This window comes from Ruegeria arenilitoris (assembly GCF_013035425.1).
In the GTDB taxonomy this organism is placed as follows: domain Bacteria; phylum Pseudomonadota; class Alphaproteobacteria; order Rhodobacterales; family Rhodobacteraceae; genus Ruegeria; species Ruegeria arenilitoris_A.
In genome coordinates this window covers 401,317-423,231 of sequence record NZ_WQHX01000002.1, presented here as the reverse complement: position 1 = coordinate 423,231, position 21,915 = coordinate 401,317, and the positions used below count along the sequence as shown (strand labels likewise).

The 21,915-nt window shown below is 52.8% G+C and carries 20 protein-coding genes; 15 read left to right on the top strand and 5 right to left on the bottom strand.

Translation table 11 applies throughout. From position 1 onward, the window contains the following. Positions 1–3 precede the first annotated feature (3 nt). Genes GOV45_RS07710 through GOV45_RS07680 form a run of 7 tightly spaced genes read left to right on the top strand, consistent with a single transcriptional unit; the run spans position 4 to position 7,469 of the window. Positions 4–1,116, top strand: a complete 1,113-nt coding sequence (locus tag GOV45_RS07710; protein WP_170476136.1) for an ABC transporter ATP-binding protein — start codon at positions 4–6, stop codon at positions 1,114–1,116. Next, positions 1,113–2,603, top strand: coding sequence for a GMC oxidoreductase (locus tag GOV45_RS23565; protein WP_170476134.1), 1,491 nt, complete (start codon positions 1,113–1,115; stop codon positions 2,601–2,603). The genes GOV45_RS07710 and GOV45_RS23565 overlap by 4 nt, the downstream gene beginning before the upstream one ends. Next, a complete protein-coding gene (locus tag GOV45_RS07700; protein WP_170476132.1) occupies positions 2,600–3,358 on the top strand; it encodes a 3-ketoacyl-ACP reductase in 759 nt (252 codons plus the stop codon). The genes GOV45_RS23565 and GOV45_RS07700 overlap by 4 nt, the downstream gene beginning before the upstream one ends. Before the next feature lie 27 nt (positions 3,359–3,385). Then, positions 3,386–4,975 carry a GMC family oxidoreductase gene (locus GOV45_RS07695; RefSeq protein ID WP_170476130.1) on the top strand — a complete coding sequence of 530 codons (1,590 nt, stop codon included), beginning with the start codon at positions 3,386–3,388 and terminating at the stop codon, positions 4,973–4,975. Beyond that, complete coding sequence (locus GOV45_RS07690; RefSeq protein ID WP_170476128.1) at positions 4,975–5,283, top strand: Dabb family protein; 309 nt, start codon at positions 4,975–4,977, stop codon at positions 5,281–5,283. Before GOV45_RS07695 ends, GOV45_RS07690 begins: the two co-directional genes overlap by 1 nt. A 3-nt stretch (positions 5,284–5,286) precedes the next feature. Then, positions 5,287–6,456: a dihydrodipicolinate synthase family protein gene (locus tag GOV45_RS07685; protein ID WP_170476126.1), complete on the top strand. Its 1,170-nt coding sequence runs from the start codon at positions 5,287–5,289 to the stop codon at positions 6,454–6,456. A 5-nt stretch (positions 6,457–6,461) separates the two neighbouring features. After that, the gene (locus GOV45_RS07680; protein ID WP_170476124.1) at positions 6,462–7,469 is read left to right on the top strand and encodes a LacI family DNA-binding transcriptional regulator; all 1,008 of its coding nucleotides are present in this window, start codon (positions 6,462–6,464) and stop codon (positions 7,467–7,469) included. A 104-nt stretch (positions 7,470–7,573) separates the two neighbouring features. Here GOV45_RS07680 and GOV45_RS07675 read toward each other — a convergent pair whose 3' ends face one another. Next, positions 7,574–8,296 carry an aspartate/glutamate racemase family protein gene (locus tag GOV45_RS07675; protein WP_170476123.1) on the bottom strand — a complete coding sequence of 241 codons (723 nt, stop codon included), beginning with the start codon at positions 8,294–8,296 and terminating at the stop codon, positions 7,574–7,576. A gap of 3 nt (positions 8,297–8,299) precedes the next feature. After that, on the bottom strand, positions 8,300–8,998 hold the full coding sequence (locus tag GOV45_RS07670; protein WP_170476121.1) for a GntR family transcriptional regulator: 699 nt from the start codon (positions 8,996–8,998) through the stop codon (positions 8,300–8,302). 108 nt (positions 8,999–9,106) lie between these two features. Between GOV45_RS07670 and GOV45_RS07665 the strand changes: the two genes are divergently transcribed. After that, a complete protein-coding gene (locus tag GOV45_RS07665; RefSeq protein WP_170476119.1) occupies positions 9,107–10,801 on the top strand; it encodes a thiamine pyrophosphate-binding protein in 1,695 nt (564 codons plus the stop codon). Here the strand turns inward: GOV45_RS07665 and GOV45_RS07660 are convergent. Next, on the bottom strand, positions 10,753–11,682 hold the full coding sequence (locus tag GOV45_RS07660; RefSeq protein ID WP_170476117.1) for a LysR family transcriptional regulator: 930 nt from the start codon (positions 11,680–11,682) through the stop codon (positions 10,753–10,755). The genes GOV45_RS07665 and GOV45_RS07660 overlap by 49 nt on opposite strands. 97 nt (positions 11,683–11,779) lie before the next feature. Here GOV45_RS07660 and GOV45_RS07655 point away from each other — a divergent pair, with 97 nt between their 5' ends. The 6 genes from GOV45_RS07655 to GOV45_RS07630 all read left to right on the top strand — a co-directional run bounded on the left by GOV45_RS07655 (position 11,780) and on the right by GOV45_RS07630 (position 18,047). Then, a complete protein-coding gene (locus tag GOV45_RS07655; RefSeq protein WP_170476115.1) occupies positions 11,780–12,913 on the top strand; it encodes an enolase C-terminal domain-like protein in 1,134 nt (377 codons plus the stop codon). Next, the gene (locus GOV45_RS07650; RefSeq protein ID WP_170476113.1) at positions 12,910–14,160 is read left to right on the top strand and encodes an NAD(P)/FAD-dependent oxidoreductase; all 1,251 of its coding nucleotides are present in this window, start codon (positions 12,910–12,912) and stop codon (positions 14,158–14,160) included. The genes GOV45_RS07655 and GOV45_RS07650 overlap by 4 nt, the downstream gene beginning before the upstream one ends. Positions 14,161–14,209: 49 nt before the next feature. Continuing rightward, a complete protein-coding gene (locus GOV45_RS07645) occupies positions 14,210–15,187 on the top strand; it encodes a TRAP transporter substrate-binding protein (protein WP_170476111.1) in 978 nt (325 codons plus the stop codon). 69 nt (positions 15,188–15,256) lie between these two features. Then, the gene (locus GOV45_RS07640) at positions 15,257–15,790 is read left to right on the top strand and encodes a TRAP transporter small permease (RefSeq protein ID WP_170476109.1); all 534 of its coding nucleotides are present in this window, start codon (positions 15,257–15,259) and stop codon (positions 15,788–15,790) included. A gap of 4 nt (positions 15,791–15,794) precedes the next feature. Next, positions 15,795–17,108: a TRAP transporter large permease gene (locus tag GOV45_RS07635; RefSeq protein WP_170476107.1), complete on the top strand. Its 1,314-nt coding sequence runs from the start codon at positions 15,795–15,797 to the stop codon at positions 17,106–17,108. A gap of 6 nt (positions 17,109–17,114) precedes the next feature. Beyond that, entirely contained in the window at positions 17,115–18,047 is a 933-nt protein-coding gene (locus GOV45_RS07630; RefSeq protein ID WP_170476105.1) for a hypothetical protein, read from the top strand. Between the two features lie 16 nt (positions 18,048–18,063). Here GOV45_RS07630 and GOV45_RS07625 read toward each other — a convergent pair whose 3' ends face one another. Next, the gene (locus tag GOV45_RS07625; protein ID WP_170476103.1) at positions 18,064–19,302 is read right to left on the bottom strand and encodes a Tm-1-like ATP-binding domain-containing protein; all 1,239 of its coding nucleotides are present in this window, start codon (positions 19,300–19,302) and stop codon (positions 18,064–18,066) included. Positions 19,303–19,315: 13 nt separating this feature from the next. After that, the gene (locus GOV45_RS07620) at positions 19,316–20,800 is read right to left on the bottom strand and encodes an aldehyde dehydrogenase (protein WP_170476101.1); all 1,485 of its coding nucleotides are present in this window, start codon (positions 20,798–20,800) and stop codon (positions 19,316–19,318) included. A gap of 173 nt (positions 20,801–20,973) precedes the next feature. On the opposite strand from GOV45_RS07620, the gene GOV45_RS07615 reads away from it, so the two are divergent. Then, positions 20,974–21,912, top strand: coding sequence for a tripartite tricarboxylate transporter substrate-binding protein (locus GOV45_RS07615; RefSeq protein WP_170476100.1), 939 nt, complete (start codon positions 20,974–20,976; stop codon positions 21,910–21,912). The last annotated feature ends 3 nt before the right edge of the window (positions 21,913–21,915 follow it).

Here is a 21,915-nt window from a genome sequence, read left to right as displayed (position 1 = left end):
CTGATGGGATTTCTGGACATAGACAACGCGACCAAATCCTATGGGTCAGTCGAAGTTTTGCATAAAGTCGATATATCGGTGCAAGAGGGCGAGTTCCTTGTGCTCGTCGGCCCATCAGGATGTGGCAAGTCCACTTTGCTGAACATGATTGCGGGGCTTGAGGATATTACCAGCGGTGAAATCCGGATCAAGGATCAGGTTATGAACGGTGTGCATCCGTCAAACCGCAACATCGCCATGGTGTTCCAGAGCTATGCGCTCTACCCCAACATGACAGTAGGGCAGAACATCACATTCGGGCTTGAGATGCACGGTGTGCCCAAGCCTGAGCGTGAAAAGGCGATGACCGAGGTCGCCAATTTGCTGCAAATTGAGCAGCTTCTCGACCGCAAGCCCGGGCAACTTTCCGGTGGTCAGCGCCAGCGTGTTGCTATGGGACGTGCGCTGGTGCGGGAACCGGACGTGTTCTTGTTTGACGAGCCTCTATCCAACCTCGACGCCAAGTTGCGCGTGGACATGCGGACTGAAATCAAGAAGCTGCACCAGAACCTCGGCACAACCATCGTTTATGTGACTCATGACCAGATTGAAGCGATGACTTTGTCCAGCCGCATCGCAGTCATGAACGGCGGCTATGTTCAGCAGCTTGGTACCCCTCAGGAAATTTATGACACGCCGGCAAATATCTTTGTGGCGACCTTTATGGGGTCACCTGCGATGAACGTGGTGCCAGCGAAGGTAGCCGTGTTAAATGGCCGCCCGCATGCCGAGGTCGCGCTGCATGATGGTTCCGTGGCGCAACTCCCATTTAGTCAGGACAACCTTTCAGCTTGGGATGGGCGCGAGATCCTGTTGGGCATCCGCCCCGAGACCATTACCGACATGGATGGTGCCGATCGCAAGTCCTCCAACATTGCCTCGATGACCAACCGCATCGTGGTGACGGAGCCTGCAGGCTCAGACACTTTTGTCTCCATGACACTCGGTGGGCAGGATGTAATTGCCCGAATGCGCTCGGACGCAGAGGTCGCACCAGGTCAGGATTTCCCATTTGCCGTGAACATGGAAAAGGCCGTGGCTTTTGACCCAGAGAGCGAGATGCGGATCACTCCGTGACACGGGCAGACGTAATAATCATCGGTTCCGGGATGGGCGGGTCAACTCTGGCAGCGACCTTGGCGCCTTCTGGTCGCCGAATCTTAGTCGTGGAGCGCGGTGAACGTCTGGTTCCATCGCCACAAGACAGGGACCCCAAGGCGATTTTTGGAGATGGATTTTTCCGTCCAGACGAGACATGGTTGGACGGCGACGATAAGTCATTTAATCCGGGTAACTACTATTGCGTTGGTGGGAATTCAAAGTTCTACGGAGCAGCGTTGATCCGGTACCGGCGTGAGGATTTCCAACCGCGCCCGCACATGAGTGGAAGTTCCCCTGGTTGGCCTATTTCTTATGATGAATTAGAGATCGACTACTGCGCTGCCGAGCACCTGTACGAAGTTCGCGGGACCGACAGCGAGGATCCGACGGAACCGCCGCACAGCGTAAAATATCCGCACTTGCCAGTCGCGGATGAACCGGATGTTGCTGATTTGCGTAAGCGCCTTAACCAAGTCGGATTGACACCATCATCGGTGCCGCTTGGGGTTGATATCGATAGATGGCTGGCTGCGGGTCAAACCACTTGGGACGCGTTTCCAAACACCTGTGGTGGCAAAATGGATGCGGAAAACAGTGCTTTGGCCAAAGCTCTGCAGTATGAAAATGTTGAACTTCTGACCGGCGCGCAGGCGCGTAAACTGATCGCTGCCGAAGACGGCAGTCTAATGGGTGTCGAGGTTGAAGGCCATGGCATGTTGCAGGCGCCACTGATAGTTCTTTCGGCCGGAGCCGTTCAGTCTGCGGCGCTCTTGCTAAAGTCGGCAAATGAAACTTGCCCCAAGGGACTGGCAAATCGTTCCGATCAAGTCGGACGAAATTTCATGAACCATAATTGCTCGGCTGTACTGGCCTTGCACCCTTTGCGCCGCAACAGATCGATTTATCAGAAAACTCTGATGTTCAACGACTATTACAACAGCGACGGTAACGGCGGACCGCCTTTGGGAAACATCCAGATGCTGGGTAAAATCACTGGTCCAATCCTTGCGTCTCAAACCAAATTGCCGGGTTGGATCGCCAAGCTAATCGCCGAGCGCAGTTTTGACTTCTACGCAATGTCCGAGGACCTGCCGAACCCGGAAAGCCGTGTAACAGTTGAAGGGGGGAAAATTCGCCTCGACTGGAAGCGCTCGAACTGGGAAGCGCACAAGGAACTTGTGGCGCGATTGAAGTCTCATGTTCGCCGGGCTGGCTTTCCTGTCGTATTGTCCCGCCCTTTTGACAGGCGCACTCCGTCGCATCAGTGTGGCACGGCACGCATGGGTAAAAATCCGACCAACAGCGTGGTGGATATCTTTTGCCGGAGCCATGACCACAGGAACTTGTTCGTTGTTGACGCGTCAGTCCTTCCGACTTCCGCCGCCGTCAATCCAGCGCTCACTATCGCGGCACTCGCGTTGCGAACCGGACGCCACATAATTGAAACGGAGTTTGCGGCATGACCGGAATCGCATTGGTCACTGGTGGACAACAGGGGATAGGCTTTGGAATTTCGCGTGCCTTGCTTGCCGCAGGATTCCAGGTTGCAATGGCTTCGCGCTCGGCACCAGAAAAACCTGCCGTAAAAAACGCGCTGGCAGCACTTGGGCCCAACGCGGTTTACGTACAACATGACGTTTCGGACATAGACAATGTGTCTTCCTGCCTTGATCAGGTAGAAGCGCAGCTGGGTCCGGTGACCGCGTTGGTAAGCAACGCTGGCGTTGGTGCTCCGGTTCGGGGTGACATGCTGGACCTACAGCCCGAGAATTGGGACTTTGTGCAGAACATCAACTTGCGAGGGGCGTTCTTTCTGGCGCAAGAAGTTGCTCGGCGTATGCTTGCACAGCCACAAAACACGTACCGCTCGATCACATTTGTAACCTCTGTCAGCGCGACGATGGTATCCGTCGAGCGAGCAGAATATTGCGTGTCTAAAGCCGCAGCAGCGATGATGGCCCAGCTATTTGCCGTTCGATTGGCGCCACATGGGATCGGAGTTTTCGAACTGCGCCCGGGCATTATTGCGACCGAAATGACCGAAGGTGTACGCGAAAAATACACCGACCGTATCGAAGGTGGCCTTGTACCTGCTGCGCGCTGGGGCGAAGCAAGGGACATTGGTTCAGTGATCGTGCCGATCGCGGAGGGAAAATTGGAATTCGCCACCGGTGCTGCGATTCCGGTGGATGGCGGTTTGTCTATCTCGCGTTTGTAAACAACAAGCTTCTGAGGACGAAAGAGAATGTCTGAAGGATATGATTTTATCGTAGTCGGCGGAGGCTCGGCTGGTTCTGTAATTGCTGGACGTTTGTCCGAAGAACCATCCGCTAAAGTCCTGCTGCTAGAGGCCGGAACCTCTGACAGAAACCCACTTTTCCACCTTCCTGCTGGATTTGCCAAAATGACCAAAGGCATCGGGAGTTGGGGGTGGTCGACGGTGCCTCAAAAAAATATGCAAAACAAGGTGTTCAACTACACGCAAGCTAAGGTTATTGGCGGCGGGTCGTCGATCAACGCGCAAATTTACACGCGTGGTGCAGCGCAGGACTATGACGAATGGCGTCAAATGGGGTGCGAGGGATGGGGGTATGCGGATGTGCTACCCTACTTCAAAAAATCAGAAGATAATGACGTCTATGACGACGAGTTCCACGGCAAGGGTGGGCCATTGGGTGTTTCTATGCCTTCAGCACCACTGCCGATTTGTGATGCATACATTCAAGCAGCAGGGCAGTTGGGTATTCCGGAAACCCGCGACGTAAACGGAACAAGACAGGATGGCGCCGGCTATTATCAATTGACCCAACGCAACGCGCGTCGTTCTTCCGCTGCTATGGCCTTTGTCGCTCCTAACCGCAAGCGCCCAAATTTGACCGTGCGCACAGACACTCAAGTTCGGCGAATTTTGGTAGAGAAGGGGCGCGCAACTGGTGTGGAGATGATTAGCGGCGAAAAAATCGCCGCTGCCAAAGAGGTTGTTTTATCCTCAGGCGCGATTGGATCTCCGCGACTGTTGCAACTCTCTGGAATAGGGCCCGCGAAACAGCTGGAAGGTATCGGAATCAAAGCGGTTTATGACCAGCCACAAGTTGGTGAGAACCTGCAGGACCATCTGGACTTATATTCAATATGCGAGGTTACTGGCCCACATACATATGACAGGTTTGCCAAGCTCCATCTTTCGGCAATAGCGGGATTACAATACCTTTTAACCCGAAGGGGGCCGGTCGCTTCAAGTCTCTTCGAAACCGGAGGGTTCTGGTATGCTGACCCCGAGGCAAGATCGCCGGATATTCAAATGCATTTGGGGTTGGGTACCGGGATCGAAGCCGGGGTCGAGTCGATGCCCAATGGCGGGGTGACCCTAAACGCGTGTTTTTTGCGCCCAAGGTCCCGGGGCACAGTTCGATTGCAGAGCGCTGACCCTTCAGCTATGCCGCTAATCGACCCGAACTATCTGGCTGACCCTTATGACCGGGAGATGTCGATCCGCGGTCTCAAATTGGTGCAGAAGATACTGGCTCAGGACGCGTTGAAACCTTACATTCTTGCCGAGCGTCTGCCAGGGCCGAAGGTTAGGACCGAGCAGGAGTATTTCGATTTTATCTGTGTGCACTCTAAAACCTCGCACCATTGCGCGGGTACTTGTCGAATGGGAAGCGATGCCGAAGCCGTTCTAGATCTACGTTTGCGATTCAACGGAGTCGACGGGCTGCGGGTCGCCGACGCGTCGATAATGCCGACAGTCAATTCTTCGAACACCAACGCTCCAACGATCATGATCGGGGAAAAAGTTTCCGACATGATTAAACAAGATCAGGGATTTTTGTGATGATCCGCCATATTGTTCTGACAAAATTCAAAACCGACGTGACCGAAGAAACGATCGAGAATATTTATTCCGGTCTTTCTGAGTTGTCCGAGTCATTGACCGGTGCTGGCGGTTTTACAGGAGGGCGCAGCAATAGTCCGGAACAGATAGAGCGCGGCTACATTCACGGCTTTGTGATTGATTTCACCGATTGGTCTGCGCTGGAGCGTTATCAGTCCGACGAAACGCACAAAGCGTTGGGCGCCAAACTTGTTCAGAATGCCATCGGTGGAATTGACGGTATTCTGGTTCTGGATATCGAGGTCTAAGCGATGACGCTAATACTGCCAACCTACCAAGGCGAATTGGAAACATATGCACCGGCCGGTACGCCTTTGGTGCCGCGCGCACCCAAAGTGCCTCTGACGCGTACTGCATTTGCCGCAGCACATGTGGTCTCGGACCCAATGTTGGATCATACACCGCGAGTTGGCAGACCTGCTGTCGATTGGGACGCAACGCTGCAATTTCGCGAAGGACTCTGGGACCAAGGATTGGGGCTGGCCGAAGCGATGGACACAGCACAACGCGGAATGGGCGTCGATTGGGACACCGCACTCGAACTGATCCAACGGACTATGGCGGCGGCACGTGTTCATTCGTTGTCTCCCAGAGTGGCTTGTGGGGCAGGGACAGATCACGCTGACCCAGAGTCGCTGCGGTCAGCAGATGATATTCTGGCGGCTTACGAACATCAGGCTCAAGCGATCGAGGAGGCCGGGGGGCAATTGATCTTGATGGCGTCGCGGGCGTTTACAGCAATAAATGCCGGTCCGGATGTGTATCACAATGTCTATCGAGCGCTGATCGATGGTTCTTCCGAGCCGGTAATCCTACATTGGTTAGGCGACATGTTCGATCCCGCATTGAAAGGCTATTGGGGCAGTAACGAAATTGAGACCGCCAGCGACTTTGTTCTGTCCCTAATCTCTGAGAACCCTGCCAAAGTAGATGGCATTAAAATCTCGCTGTTGGATCAGGCACACGAAGAGACTTTTCGCGCAAGGTTGCCTGAAGGGGTACGGCTCTATACGGGAGATGATTTCAATTATGCCGACTTGATAGCCGGCGATGGGAAGCATTATTCACATGCTTTGTTAGGAATATTTGCGGCTATCGCTCCCGCAGCCAGTCAAGCGCTTGAGGCTTTAGCCGAGAATGACATGGAAAAGTACCACGCACTACTTGCACCAACTGTTCCACTAAGCCGCGAAATTTTCAAAGCGCCTACACGCTTCTACAAAGCGGGGATAGCGTTTCTGGCCTGGTTAAACCAAGCACAGTCACATTTTGTGATGCCCGCAGGATTTCAATCAAGTCGGGGCGTTTGTCACTACGCGCAGGTTTTCAGGCTTGCTGATCAAGCTGGTTTACTCCTGTCGCCTGATGAGGCTACAGCGCGGATGAAGACACTGTTGAAGTTGTACGGTATCGAACAATAAACTGGATGCGCAGACCGACCATCATAGATGTTGCTGACAAGGCGGGCGTTTCAAAATCCACGGTCAGCTTGGTGCTCCAAGGGAGTGCTCAAGTAAAACCTGAAACACGACAATTAGTTCACGCCGCTATGAAAGAAATCGGTTACGTCTATAATCGGTCGGCGGCTAATCTTCGATCCTCCGGTACGGCGCTAATCGGTCTTGTAATTAACGATCTGACCAACCCCTTTTTCACTGAATTTGCGACTTCTTTGCAGATGGCTCTTGGTTCTCGGGGCTATGCTGTGGTTGTGGCTAACACAAACGAAGACCCGGACATTCAGGATCAGGTTGTGGCGGCCATGTTAGAACACGGCGTTTCGGCACTAATCCTGTCCCCTGCTTACGGGGACGTCTCAAGCACACTTGCTGCTGTGGAACGAGCCGGAATCCCGATGATGCAAGTTTTGCGCCGGGCGGATGGGTGTACTGCCAAGTTCCCATTCTTTGCCCCGGATTACGAAGATGGTGGTCGCGCGGCAACTCAATTTCTATTGGACTCTGGCGCGAGAGAAATTGCTTTTGTAGGTGGATTAGAGGGGCGGCAAGTTACAGAGGAAAGAGTTTCCGGGTACCTAAAGATTATGCATTCAAAGGGGCTGAAACCGATTGTAAAGACTGGAAAATCCAGTCGAGCTTTTGGTCATGCCGCTGCTGCTGATCTGTTTCGGGAACATCCGGATTGTAATGCTGCATTGTGCTTCAACGATCTGGTCGCATTCGGAATGATAAACGCCTGTCACGAGGCCAATCTCAAAGTCGGCCAGGATTTTCAAATAATAGGTTTTGATGATATTAAGGAGGCGTCGGAATGTTGGCCTACGTTATCAACTGTGCATTGCGGAGTTGAAGAGTTCGGAGAACAGATTGCCGACACAATACTAGGCTGGCTGCAAGACAGCACTGTGCCTTCCGAAACCAAGCGAACACCTGTTCGTCTGGTCCTGAGACAAACGACAAAAAACGCAGACTAAAATGCCCTTAGGGGTCGGCAAAAGCTGTACCGTTTTGCATGACCGCATGACAACGTGAGTAAAAACCCTGCTAGCTGGCCAACGGTTCAAGGGGTCTGTATGTTTCAATGCGGGGTCTGATACCTTGGCGGCATGAGCCCTGACTGAAACCAGCTCACAAAAGTCACGATTGAAAATACAGGTAATCCAGTGGCTTGCTGGATGTCTGGCGCGTAGGGACACATGTTTGTACATTCTAAAACAATTGCCCCAAGGTCTGGATTGTTTGATTTCAGTTTCATTGCAGCCTCGACATTATCCAGTCGGGACTTGTTGACATCTAGCGTCGGCTCATTGCCAAGGATGGCGCGGGTAAATTCCTCGCCTCCCTCGGTCGTGCCAATTGGCGTCCCGTCTGGAACCTGAGCCTTTCTCAGGTGGTCGTCGGTGAGTGTGGACGCTGATATGGTTAGTATGCCGGCGCGTTTGCCTGCTGGCAAAACCCGGTTAACCATCCCGACCTGCATCAGAGAGGATGTTGCTACTGGTATCGGAACAGCTGCGGCCAATTCTTCTTGAAATAGGGATAGAAAGCCGCAATTGGTGGTTATCCCGTCTACGCCGTCTTTGACCAACTCCTTTGCTGCGTCAACGAAGGCGTCTAACAATCCTTTTGCGCTTTGGCGGACAACTAGATCGGGGGTGGCTTCGCGGACTATTCGATAGTGTACGGGAAAAGGCCAAGTCAGCGCGTTCCCCATATCTCCGGGTATACGTGGAAACCGGGCATCCAGCATCAAAATGCCGACCGATGCCCCGTATAAAGATTTGCCGCCATTTGCGATCATCCCCTATGCCTCCTCGATAACGCGGGTCGAAATTTCCTGTGATCCTTCCATATAGATACTGGATATTCCGTTGCGTACGGCCTCTTGAATTTGATCCATACGCTTGGTGATGTGTTCGCCTAAATTCAAAGCTGCTTTATCCACGTCGCGCTCCAGCAGGGCATGCATTATTCGTTTATGTTCGCCTTTTGACCGATGCACCCGGTCTAAGTTCATGGAAACCCAACGGATATAACGGATTCTCTCGTTGATCCTTTCCAGGGTTTGGAGAAGTTCCATGTTGCCCGACAAACGTGCGATGCCAAGATGGAATGCCTCATCCCGCCTTACGGCCTCTTCCACGGTCAAACCCGTCACATCCAGACCAGTTGAGTGAAGTTCGTCATTAAGCGCCCGTAATTCTTGATCCGTTGCTCTTTCGCAGGCCGACCGCGCGGCAGCAACTTCGATTATCTGCCGCAGTTCGAATAAGTCAAAAACGCCTTGTGCGTCCAGCAGACGGCAAAAAAATCCTTGCCCGGGGCGAAAATCAAACAGACGTTCGGCCACCAACCGATTCAATGCCTCGCGTAACGGCGTGCGGCTTACGCCCAGTTCTTTTGACAACGCAACTTCGTTAAGACGATCTCCGGGGTGCAAGCGAAACGAAACGGCCATCGCTTTTACCTGTTCATAGATATCGTCAACACGCGGTCCAGTCATATCAAACGCCTCGTTATCAGTGACTCAGGGGTGCCACAGGTCGGTCTTGAATTCAATATACAAGACTGTATACAGTTCTGTGTGCAATTTTCTGGCGAGGAGCAACCAATGACGGGTACAAATCACCTGACCGGAGCGGAAGCCATGGTTCGTATGCTTCAGGCGCATGACGTCAAGCACATGTTTGGCCTCTGCGGGGATACTACCTTGCCATTCTACGATGCCTTGGCGCGTATGGACCACGGAATTCAACACATCCTAACACGGGATGAACGTCACGCTGCGTACATGGCAGACGGTTACGCCCGCGTCACCGGCAAGCCCGGTGTTTGCGAAGGTCCATCAGGCGGAGGTGCCACATACATTTTGCCGGGTGTGGTAGAGGCTAACGAAAGTTCCGTGCCGATATTGGCCATTACGTCTGATGTGGCGACGACCAGCCGCGGAAAATACCCTTTGACCGAGTTGGATCAACAGACCTTGTTTAAGCCGCTTGCGAAATGGAATGCGTCGCTTGATGACGCGGCAAGGTTGCCCGCAATGGTTCGGGCCGCGTTTCGTGCGATGACGACAGGAACCCCGGGCGCGGCGCATTTGGCCTTGCCATTTGATACCCAGAAAGCTCCAGTCGATGAGGCTGAAATTTGGGCCGACGCGCGGCATCGCAGCTTTCCGGCCGAACGTGCTGCCGCCGATCCAGATGCTGTCGAAGCAGCTGCCGACGTCTTAGCGCAGGCTAGATCGGCCGTCGTAGTATGCGGTGGCGGTCCGGTTCTTTCTGGGGCGGTTGATGAATTGCGCCGAGTGGCCGATCTTTTGGAGATGCCAATCGCGACGACAGTTTCGGGGCAGGGGGCCGTCGCTGAAACTGATCCGTTATCATTGGGCGTCGTCGGATCGAACGGAGGTGTTCCTGCAACTCGGGAAGTCGTGGATCAAGCTGATGTCGTTCTGTTTATCGGGTGCCGGGCAGGTTCCGTCACAACTGAACGTTGGCAGAGCCCAGGGCGGGATGCCAAAATCATCCACATCGATAGCGACCCCATGGTTATCGGCGCGAATTACCAAACAGAAGTCGCAATTTGCGCGGACGCCCGATTAGCATTGAATGCGCTAGCGGACGCTTTGCAGGCACGTAAAGATCTTCCAAGTCAAAACGGAAAAGCGCGGGCTAAATCGGCTTGGGATGCCAAATTAGCAGCATTTGCTCCCCTAGCCGCAAGCACTCAAACACCAATCCGACCCGAAGCTGTGATGGCCGCGCTTATAGATATCCTAGACGACGATGCAATTATTGTCGCCGATCCCGGTACGCCGTGTCCTTATTTCAGTGCGCACTATCGTTGGAAAACCGCCGGGCGTCACTTTATCACCAATCGGGCCCATGGCGCACTGGGTTATTCGCTTGGGGCTGCAATGGGTGCACATGTTGGCCGCCCGTCGGTCAAAACGCTTGCCGTAATGGGAGACGGGTCATTTGGGTTCACTTGCGGTGAGTTTGAAACCATGGTCAGGCATAAGATGCCGATAACCTCCATCGTATTCTCAAACTCAGTCTTTGGTTGGATCAAGGCTGGCCAAAATGCCGGCTTTGGACAGCGCTATTACAACGTGGATTTTACCAGGACGGATCATGCCGCTGTCGCGGCTGCATTTGGTGTACGGTCATGGACGGTGAAAGACCCACAAGACCTGCGAAAAGTTTTGAAACAAGCGATAGAACACGATGGTCCTACGCTGGTTGATATCCACTCTCAGCCACTGCACGAAGCGGCTGCACCGGTGTCTGAATGGGTTGCATGAGTCGCAATCGACTGTGTCATCTGCGCCAGGAACTCTTGCGCAATTGATGATAGTGGTCGACCTTTTGCGGTGATTACGGCAAGGTCGAGCGTTACAGCGGGTTCGAAGGGACGGGTCAAGTAACCGGTTTCACTATCGAACTTGACTGTGAATGGGTCGATCATCGCGACACCCAGGCCCTGTTTCACGAAGCTAAGAAGGTTCTCGGACAGATGCGTATGGATTTGGGTGCGCCACACCCGTCCAGCAGCCTGAAAAATATCGCGTGTGCGACGATGAGTCTGATGTTCTGGACCCATCACGATAAACGGTTCGTTTTCAAGCAGTTCGGGCGTCAGAATATCATAGGCAGCCAGCGGACTGTTTTCCGGAAAGGTGGCCAGTGTTTCGAACTGAAAGACCTGATAGTTCAGCGTGTCGTGCAATATAGGCATTTCAACCACCCCGATCTCAAACAGACCTGAGATGACCCATTCCTGGATCTTCGACGAATATTGAGATTGAAAACTGACCGACAAATTGGGACGTGATTGGGCAAATTTCGCAATCTCCTGCGGCATAAAACCAAAAGACAACATATGAGGTGCTGCGACTTGTAATTGGCCAGGATGTTTGTTCTGCAAATCCGAAACCGCTTGGGCTACATGATCCAACCCGCGTACCACGGTGTCGACCTCACGATACAATAATTCAGCCTCTGGCGTCGGAAGCAGACGGCCCTTGTTTCGTTCAAAAAGCGGTATGCGGGCTTCGCGCTCTAATTGCGAAAGAAGATTGCTGATCCCCGGTTGCGAAATTCCTAAAACCGACGCAGCGCCGGTCACCGTTCCTGTTTCCATGATTGCATGAAAGGCCTGCAATTGACGAAATCTCAGGGACATCTTCCGCCTCATCATTTTTTCTGATGGAGTTGTGAAAAGATAGTATTTGAAATGATGGGTGCGTCAAGGCAGTTTGGTTTTTGTTCTAGGAGGGCGAATGGGCGACCTGAAGCAAAAGATTATCGGGTATGACCTGTGGCACCTAGAGTTGCCAGTCACATCACGACGCGATCACGGCATTGGGTCCGTTGAGGGCGTATGCGAAGTCGTCATTTTACGCCTGACCTCTGAGGACGGAAGCGAAGGTTTTGGCGAAGCATCTCCGTGGTCTGTGTTTACCGGTACCCCAGAGGCGACGTACGCTGCATTGAACAGATACTTGCGGCCGCTGGTGACTGGCAAGCAAGTCAGTGACCGAGCTGCTATCATGGAAAGTGCCGCTTATGCGGTTGCGCATTGCACCGAAGCCAAAGCCGCCTTGGACAGCGCTATGTTGGACTTAGCTGGTAGGATTGCAAAGGTACCTGTTTGGTCATTGCTGGGCGGTAAGTGCCGGGATACCATTCCGCTGAGCTGTTCCATCGCCAACCCGGATTTTTCACAAGATATCGATCTGTTGGCGCGATTGCGAGATGACGGCGTACGGATTGTCAAACTTAAAACCGGTTTCAAGGATCACGCGTTTGACATTATGCGATTGGAACAGCTTGCACAAAACTTCCCGGAATTTTCGGTTCGAGTGGATTACAACCAGGGTCTTTCTATTGAAGACGCGCCAAAACAAGTAAAAGATGTAGCGCAGTTCAAGCCTGATTTCATCGAACAACCAGTGCGCGCGCATCATTTCAAAGCAATGGCTAACCTAAAACAGATCATCGACGTGCCGCTTTTGGCGGATGAGAGCGTTTTTGGACCCGAGGACATGGAACGCGCAGCAAGAGAAGGGATTTGCGACGGTGTGTCCGTAAAGATTATGAAATCCGGCGGATTGTCCCGCGGTCAAACCGTCGCCCGCATTGCCGCAGCGCACGGCCTTAGCGCATACGGCGGAGACATGTTCGAAGCTGGTCTGGCGCATCTGGCGGGAACGCATATGATTGCTGCTACTCCAGAAATAACATTGGGCTGTGAGTTTTATCAGGCATCCTACTTTCTGGCAGAAGACATTTTGGAAACTTCCTTCCCTGTTGCAGACGGCCAGGTTGTTGTTCCGCAGACAGCCGGGTTGGGTAGTAGGCCAGATGAGGGCAAACTGAACCACTATGCAGTGACCAAGGCGGTGGCGGCATGAGCTCTTCTAAAACCATTGCGATCATCGGGGCCGGCATTGTCGGGGTATCGACGGCAGTCTGGCTGCAAAGGGATGGTCACGATGTGATCCTGATTGACAAAGCCGGGCCGGGTGAGGGCACCTCACACGGGAATGGTGGTGTATTGGCTTCCTGTTCGGTGGTTCCAGTGACTGTTCCGGGGTTGTTAGGCAAGGCGCCCAAAATGTTGCTCAGCCCTTCTCAGCCTTTGTTCCTTAAATGGGCGTATTTGCCTCGGCTAATTCCTTGGCTGACGCGGTATCTGAAGCATGCAAATGACGCGGACGTGGACCGCATCGCCGCGGCTTTGACGCCAATTATTGGCGACAGTTTGAATGATCATAAGGCACTGGCTGCTGGGACCGGTGCAGAAAAGTGGATCGTACCTTCGGACTATCTATTTTTGTACAATGACCGTTCCCATTTCGATGGTGACGCGTTCGGATGGAACGTCCGGCGAAAAAACGGCTTTACTTGGGACGAATTAGAGGGTCAGGCGTTTCGAGCTTATGATCCTGTGTTCAGCAAGGATATCGGCTTCGCAATTAGGTTGGCGGATCATGGCCACATCACTGACCCTGGTCGGTACGTTAAAGACCTTGCGTCTTATGTCGAAGCCAAGGGTGGCAGAATTATCCGCGCCAATGTCGAGGATATGGTCCGTGAAAATGGTCGGGTTAGTGGGGTCAGAGCGGACGGTCAGATCATCGAATGCGACACGGCGATTGTGACCGCCGGTGTGTGGTCAGGGCCTCTCGCAAAACGGTTAGGAGTTTCTGTTCCTCTTGAAAGCGAACGCGGCTATCATCTTGAATTGATAGAGCCCTCTGCCATGCCGCGCAGTCCTGTGATGGTAGTGTCTGGAAAATTTGTGGCAACACCGATGGACGGTCGTATTCGGCTGGCAGGGATTGTAGAATTCGGGGGGCTGGACGCTCCGCCATCTCGTGCGCCCTTCGAATTGATGCGCAAGAACGCCCGGCAGGTCTTTCCGGGTTTGACATGGAAGGAGGAAGTGGAATGGATGGGGCACAGGCCGGCGCCTGCGGACTCGATTCCAATAATCGGTGAGGTGCCAGGTGTGGAAGGAGCCTTCATGGGCTTTGGACACCATCATGTCGGTCTAACAGGAGGGCCGAAAACAGGTCGCCTTTTGGCGCAATTGATTTCGGGCAGAACTCCGAACACGGATTTAAGCGCTTATGCGCCTTCGCGTTTCGTAACGTAAAAAAGCCGGAAAAAACAACGGCAAGTCAATATTCAGTAGGGAGAAAACGATGAAAAAACTCACCAGCCTTTTAGCTGCAACCGCATTGACCGCCGCCGCTGCCGCACCGGCAATGGCTGAAAAATGGGACATGCCGATGGCTTATTCGGCGTCGAATTTCCACTCGGCCACGGGTGCCGAATTTGCCAAGTGCGTGACGACTGGAACCGGTGGCGAGATTGAGATTGTTACGCATCCTTCTGGTTCGCTGTTCAAAGGTGCGGATATCAAGCGCGCGATCCAGACGGGTCAGGCCCCAATTGGCGAGCGTCTGTTGTCTGGTCATCAGAACGAAAACGCGCTGTTCGGGTTTGACTCTATCCCGTTCCTTGCGACTTCGTTTGATGACAGCGCAAAGCTTTGGGAAGCAGCCAAGCCTTCAATTGAGAGTCTGCTGGCAGAACAAAACCTGACGCTGCTGTATGCAGTGCCGTGGCCGCCGCAGGGTTTGTATTTCAAAAACGAAGTCAATTCGGTTGCCGACATGGAAGGCATCAAGTTCCGGTCTTACAACAACGCCACATCCCGTTTGGCCGAGTTGACTGGTATGTTGCCCGTGACCATCGAAGCTGCTGAAATCAGCCAGGCTTTTGCAACAGGTGTAGCCGACGCGATGGTATCTTCTGGTTCAACTGGATATGACCGCAAAGTTTGGGAAAGCCTGAATTATTTCTATGAAGTCGACGCCTGGTTGCCGCGCAACTATGTGATGGTAAATTCAGATGTTTGGTCGGGTGTTTCGGACGCCAATAAAAACGTTATCACAGCATGCGCTGAATTAGCCGAATATGCAGGCAACTGGCGCGCAAAGGAATACACTGGGTTTACTTTGCAAGGTCTACGCGATGGCGGTATGACCGTTGGTCCGGCATCCGACCAAATGGTTGGAGAATTGAAAGAAATCGGCGTGACCATGACAAACGAATGGTTGGAAGCCGCTGGTGACGAAGGCAAAGCTATCGTCGATGCGTTCCAGTCATCGCAGTAACAGCGCATTGGAGCGGCGGCACTGTCTGCCGCTCCGGAACCATCCAACAAAATCGAAAGCGGGGACGGTATGGCGCTATTGAAAGGGCTTCGAACAGTATTGGATTTCACGTATCTCGCAGCGGGCGTTTTGGCGGCGCTAAGCCTGATTGCCATACTTTTGCTGATCGTAGTGCAAATGCTTGCCCGCTGGACAGGTGAGGTCTTTCCGGGTGCACCCGATTACGCTGGATATGCCATGGCAGCGGCATCATTTCTTGCCTTTGCAAACGCGCTGAACCGGGGCAGCCACATTCGAGTATCGATACTTTTAAATGCAGTTCCACAAGGCGTTCGGCGCATTCTCGAGATCTGGTGCTTCGCAATCGGTGCGGCGGTAATGTGGTATTTCTGCTGGTACGCTTATCGCTTTGTTTATTGGAGCTGGAAGTTCAACGACATTAGCCAGGGACAGGACAAAACCGCGCTTTGGATACCTCAGTCGACCATGTTGATTGGTGCCGTCATTCTGGCCATCGCCTTGACGGATCATCTGCTCCACGTGTTGTTCCGCGGTGATCACCGCATCACGCGCGATCTCGCCGATCAAAGTCACGGAGAGTAAGAGCATGGAAAACCTTTCTGTTATCATACTCTTTCTCTTTGTTCTGTTTACGCTGCTTGGCACCGGCGTTTGGGTCGGTTTGGCTTTAATGGGTGTCGCATGGGTCGGGATGGAGCTATTTACCACCCGTCCGGTCGGCGACGTAATGATAACCACGATCTGGTCTGCGTCATCTTCCTGGACCCTCACCGCTCTGCCAATGTTCATCTGGATGGGCGAAATCTTATATCGAACGCGATTGTCTGAGGACATGTTCAAAGGGTTGTCGCCCTGGATGGCCCCGTTGCCCGGTGGGTTGGTTCACACCAATATTGTCGGTTGCACGGTTTTCGCCGCTGTGTCCGGTTCCTCGGCGGCCACTCTGACTACTGTCGGTAAGATGTCTATTCCAGAGCTGAGAAAACGCAACTATCCGGAACGTATGATCATTGGGACTCTTACGGGTGCCGCGACGCTTGGCTTAATGATCCCGCCATCTTTGACGTTGATCGTTTACGGCGTCACCATCAATGAATCTATAACAAAGCTGTTCTTTGCGGGCATTCTTCCGGGGCTCGTGTTAGCGGCAATGTTTATGGGTTACGTCGCGGTTTATTCGAAGCTGGGCAAGGATTGGAACCCGAACAGCGAAGGCAAGCTTAGCTTTTCCGAGAAAGTCAGGAATTCTCGGTTTTTGCTGCCGGTAATCCTGTTGATCACTGTTGTGATTGGGTCAATGTATCTCGGCTATGCCACCGCGACCGAGGCGGCAGCCTTTGGCGTTATTGGCGGGCTGTTGTTGGCCGCGGGGCAGGGATCGCTGAATTGGAAGACATTTACTGAAAGCTTGATGGGCGCGACACGTACAAGCGCGATGATCGCGCTGATTTTGGCGGGGGCAGCGTTCCTGTCCTTATCCATGGGCTTTACTGGTCTTCCGCGTGGATTGGCAGATTTGATTGCCGGTTGGGAACTAACCCGCTTCGAATTACTGATGGTGCTGCTTGTATTTTATATCATCCTGGGCTGTTTTCTGGACGGAATATCTTCGGTTGTTTTGACCATGGCTGTGGTCGAACCGATGATACGCGATGCTGGGATTGACCTGATCTGGTTTGGCATCTTCATCGTTGTGGTGGTCGAGATGGCGCAGATTACTCCGCCAATCGGATTCAACCTGTTTGTAATGCAAGGAATGACCAACCATGAAATGAGCTATATCGCTCGCGCTGCGATCCCGATGTTCCTCATTATGGTTTTAATGGTGTTTGTCCTGATTTGGTTCCCAGAATTGGCCACTTGGTTGCCTGAAAACTTGCGGCAAAGTCCCGGCGGGTAGAATTAGGTGAACCCGCTGCGCCTATCGGCTCGTCATGGCCCGCTGGTGTTGGTGACGGGTTTGGTGGCTGGGCTGTTGCTGCCCGGACTGGCCGAACCCATGCGGCCCCTGTTGCCGCCACTGGTTGGGCTTTTGCTGTTTCTAACGGTCCTTAGGATGGAGCCCGCAGCGATATTGGGATCGCTGGCCGATTTGAGCCAAGTATCAAAGACGGTCATGGGATTTCAGGTTGCTCTTCCTTTGTTCGTCGCAGCTATCGGGATCGGCGTTGGATGGACCGGCTCTCCGGTATTTTTGTCTTTGCTAATCATGGCAGCAGCCCCATCAATTTCAGGTAGCCCCAACATGTGCCTAATGCTGGGGTACACTGCGGAACATGCTTTGCGTTTGATGGTTGTGGGGACCGCGATTTTGCCGCTTACGGCATTTCCGATCTTCTGGATGATTCCTGAATTAGGGGATATCAGTTCTGTGCTAAAGGCGACTTTTCGACTGTTCCTGACTATTTCCTTAGCGACCCTTGCGGCGATGGTTATACGTTGGCGATTTCTGCGCGACCCGACGCGTCCAGTACTGGAAAACCTTGAAGGTCTTGCAACAATCACGCTTGCCGTGTTTGTCGTCGGTTTGATGCCGTCAGTTAGTTCCACCGCGCTGATCGATCCGAAAATCGCTATTTTTTGGATTGGTTTCGCCTGCCTGTTGAATTTCGGGGCACAATTGGTCGTTTTTTATTTCACTCGCGGTAGGTTAAGTGCTGATAAAGCGACGGCTGTTTCTTTGATTGCAGGAAATCGAAACATAGCCATTTTCTTTGTCGCTCTCCCGCCTGAGGTCACGGCACCCATTTTGGTTTTCATTGGTGCCTATCAGATTCCGATGTATCTGACCCCGACGGTCATGCGTCGCGTTTATCGCAGTATCGCCGACATTGGTTAATACAACTCTGGTTTGCTCAACTTCCGCTGTCGATAAAGCCTGCCTCTGCCCAATTGTCGAAGGTTTCGAGCGCAGCATCTGAAAAAGCCGTATCGTTTATGTGTGCGTCTAGTTCGATCAACGTCACATTGGCGGGGCAGTGATTGCGGATTTCTTCAACAAAGGCCGTCAATCCCTCAGGGTCACTGAGCGGTCCACCGGGCCGATCCCATTCGTTGCCGCCTTGAATCGGCAGAAGCAAGGTTGTCGGACCCTTCGCCTTGCTAAGTTTTGAACAGATTTCCCGCGCCATTTCTCGGCGTTGATCGGCGGTCATCATTACAGACGTCAAAAGTCTGTTGTGGGCATGGGTTTCCTGGCCGATAAGTTTCGCTGGAGTATCCTGCCAACCTACAAAGTCTACCAAATCATAGCACCCGATCGATACCATCTGAGGCGTGCCAGATAATCCTGCGGCCGTCATTCTATCCGCCCCGGCTGAGATAGATGACCCCATTAGGTGATTGCCGACCTCCTGCGGCGCGAAGTCCATCACGGCAGCGAAACGACCTTCGGACGCGAGACTTTCAAATGCGCGTCCTCCCATTCCCGTCGCATGAAAAACAGCAACCTCAAACCCACGTTGTTCCAGAGCAGGTTTGAGGGTAACCATGTATTTTAGAACGGTTTTTCCGAAAGAAGTCATGCCGATCAGTGGCTTGTCACTGTCTGATCGTTCGACAGCGCGCGCAGCCCCTAAAACTGCACCAGCAGCTTGGCTAAGCGATGATTTGCAGACGGAATTCAAGCCATAAAGCCCACCGGCCCAAAGGATCATTTGCACGTCAGCTGGCAACCGCTCGGGCGGGATCAAAGGGGAAAAGGAAACGGTAGAAACGATGTACTTTGGCACCCCTACAGGAAGGGCCGAACAGATGTCCAATGCAAGATCAGTGCCCATTGTGCCGCCAAGAACCAACGCACCGTCAATTTTCCCATCCATTTGCAGACGTGCGGCAAGAATGGATCCACCCTTTGCCATTATTTGCATAGCCGTGTTTTCGTCGCCGCTGTTTATGGCCTCCTGAATGCTGTGACCACCTGCCTCGGCTACTTCATGCTTGGAAATGTCAGTGGGCTTCGACGGGTCGCCCAATACACTGACGTCCATGGTCAGAACCTTACCGCCCTGCGCCCGGATCGTCTCGGCCAAGTAGTTAAGCTCGTCATCTTTGGTGTCATAGGTCCCGACGAGCAGAATGGTCTTGTCGTTCATATCAACAGTTTCCTCAAAGCTTGATCCAAGCGGTTTTTAAGTCGAGATATTTGTCGAAGGCATGAAGCGATTTGTCATGCCCGTTGCCGGATTGTTTAATGCCACCCAACGGTACCGTGACATCCGCACCGCCGTAAGTATTAACATGAACAACACCTGCCCGAATACGCGCGATCATTCGATGAGCACGGGACAAATCCGAAGTCCATACACCGGCCGCGAGGCCGAAATCGGAATCGTTTGCAAGAGAGACGGCCTCATCTTCAGTTGCAAAAGACTGAACAGTCAGGACAGGGCCAAAAACTTCTTCTCTCACAATCCGGTCGCTTGCGTCGACACCGGTGACGATCGTGGGAGCCATGTAAGTTCCCCCAGTTTCCTGCAGGATGCGCATACCGCCGGTCGCTATATTTCGACCCGCGCGACGTGCCTCTTCGACAAAGGCCAGATTCTGTGCCAGCTGTCGCTCAGAGTTAATTGCGCCTGCGTTGGTTTTTGGATCAAGTGGATCGCCGACCAGCATTGCCTCTGCCTGCGCAACCAGTTTCTCGACAAAGGCATTATGAATGTCTTTTTGAACCAAAAGGCGGGACCCGGCGACGCAAACCTGCCCGGAATTTCGAAAGATGCCAGCAGCCGAAACTTTTGCTGCCTCATCCAAATCCGGCACGTCGGCGAAAACTATGTTGGGAGATTTTCCGCCCAGCTCCAAATAGACGCGCTTTAGATTAGATCGGGCCGAAGCCTCCATTAGTTTTCGTCCGGTGTTGCCTGAACCAGTAAAAACAAGAACGTCAACATCTTCAGACTCGGCTATAGCTGCGCCTACAACTGCTCCTTCTCCGGTCACTACATTCAGGACGCCGGGTGGAATACCAGCTTCCAGTGCCAGCTCTCCCAGCCGCACAAGAGTTAATGATGCCGTCTCTGCTGGTTTCATTACCACGGTGCATCCAGCCGCTAGGGCGGGTCCCAACTTCCAACTGCCGATCATTAATGGAAAGTTCCATGGAACGATCGCTCCGACGACACCGACAGGTTGTTTATGAATAAGCCCAAGTGCGCCGGGTGCAGTTGGAGCGATCTCACCGTAAATCTTGTCGATTGCCTCGGCGAAGTAGCGCAAAGTTCCCACGGCACTCAGCGGCTCTGCTTTATGGGCCATCCCAATCTCGGTGCCGTTGTCTCTTACACCTAGAACGGCCAGTTCCTGAGCTTGGGCTTCAATTAAGTCGGCCCACTTAAGCATGACCTGTTTTCGCGCCGCTGGGCTTAGCCCCGACCACCGACCGTCATCGAACGCAGCTCTGGCAGACCTGATGGCAGATTTAGCATCTTGTTCAGTTCCTTTAGGAATTGTTGTCAATTTGCGGCCATCGATGGGCGATATGACATCCATTGTTCCACGATCAGCCGCGTCAACGCGCTCACCATTAATGATGTGTTTTGCAGGTGCAATGACATGATCGCGGATTCGATCGATTTCAAATTTGTCCAATTCAAGCCTCTATGGTTTAATATTTGAACCGATGGTATTAAAAATCTTCGATCTTTTATGTCCCATTTGTCAATCATGATTTTTTTGTTGACAGAATATGAATCTAGATCAGAATAAATGATACTAAAGGTTCAAATAATAAACCATTAAATAGCGCATCACAGGGAGATGACATGTCCAAGAAAACCAAGGCCATTCTGGCCGCGCTTGCTGTCGGCCTAGCTGGTCCGGCCCTGGCAGAGTATCCTGAAAAGCCCGTAAGTTTTATTGTTCCTTGGCCTCCAGGCGATCTTGAGGACGTTCTGACGCGAATGATCGCTGAAGATTTCCAAGCGGAGTATGGCGTTCCTGCAGCGGTGGTTAATAAACCCGGCGGCGGCGGTGGCCCGTTCCCCGGTGCGGTAGAAGTGGCAAACGCACCAGCAGACGGTTATACGATAGGCTCGTTTGTACCTGCAGTGTCGCTTATCGGGCATGAAATCGATATTCCTGAACTTACACCCGAAAAATTCGATCCTATTGGTATTTTTCTTACCTATCCATTCGTAATCGCGACGTCCGGCAACGCCCCGTATTCGACGATGGATGAGCTAGCGGAATACGCAAAAGAAAACGACGTGTTTTTGGGCCATTTTGGCGACGTTCTAACGCCAACTCAGGTGACAAAGGCCCTGTCGTCGATAAAAGACTTCGAATGGGCAGGAGACGCGCCCTTTGATGCCTTGGACTGCAATACGCTGGCCTCTGGTGATGCAGATGTCATCAATACAACTTTGCAATTGATCTTGCCGTGTTTGGACGATGTCAAAGTTTTGGTGTCGATTACTGGTGAACGGATTAGCAAAATCCCGGATACGCCTGCAATTGGTGAGGTCGAACCGACGCTGGATATCTCACTGTGGAATGGTTTGTTCGTGACCAAGGACACACCTGCTGATGTGCGTGAGAAAATTGCGGCGGTGGCTGAAAAGACTGCAAAAAGCGAGCGGGCACAGCAGCTTGCAGCTGAAACCGGAGCGCTTGTTTATTGGCTGAACGCAGACGAAAGCGCCGCAGTCATTGCCGAGGACAAGGCGACACTTGGCACAATAAGCAGCGCGTTGGGTAACTAAACT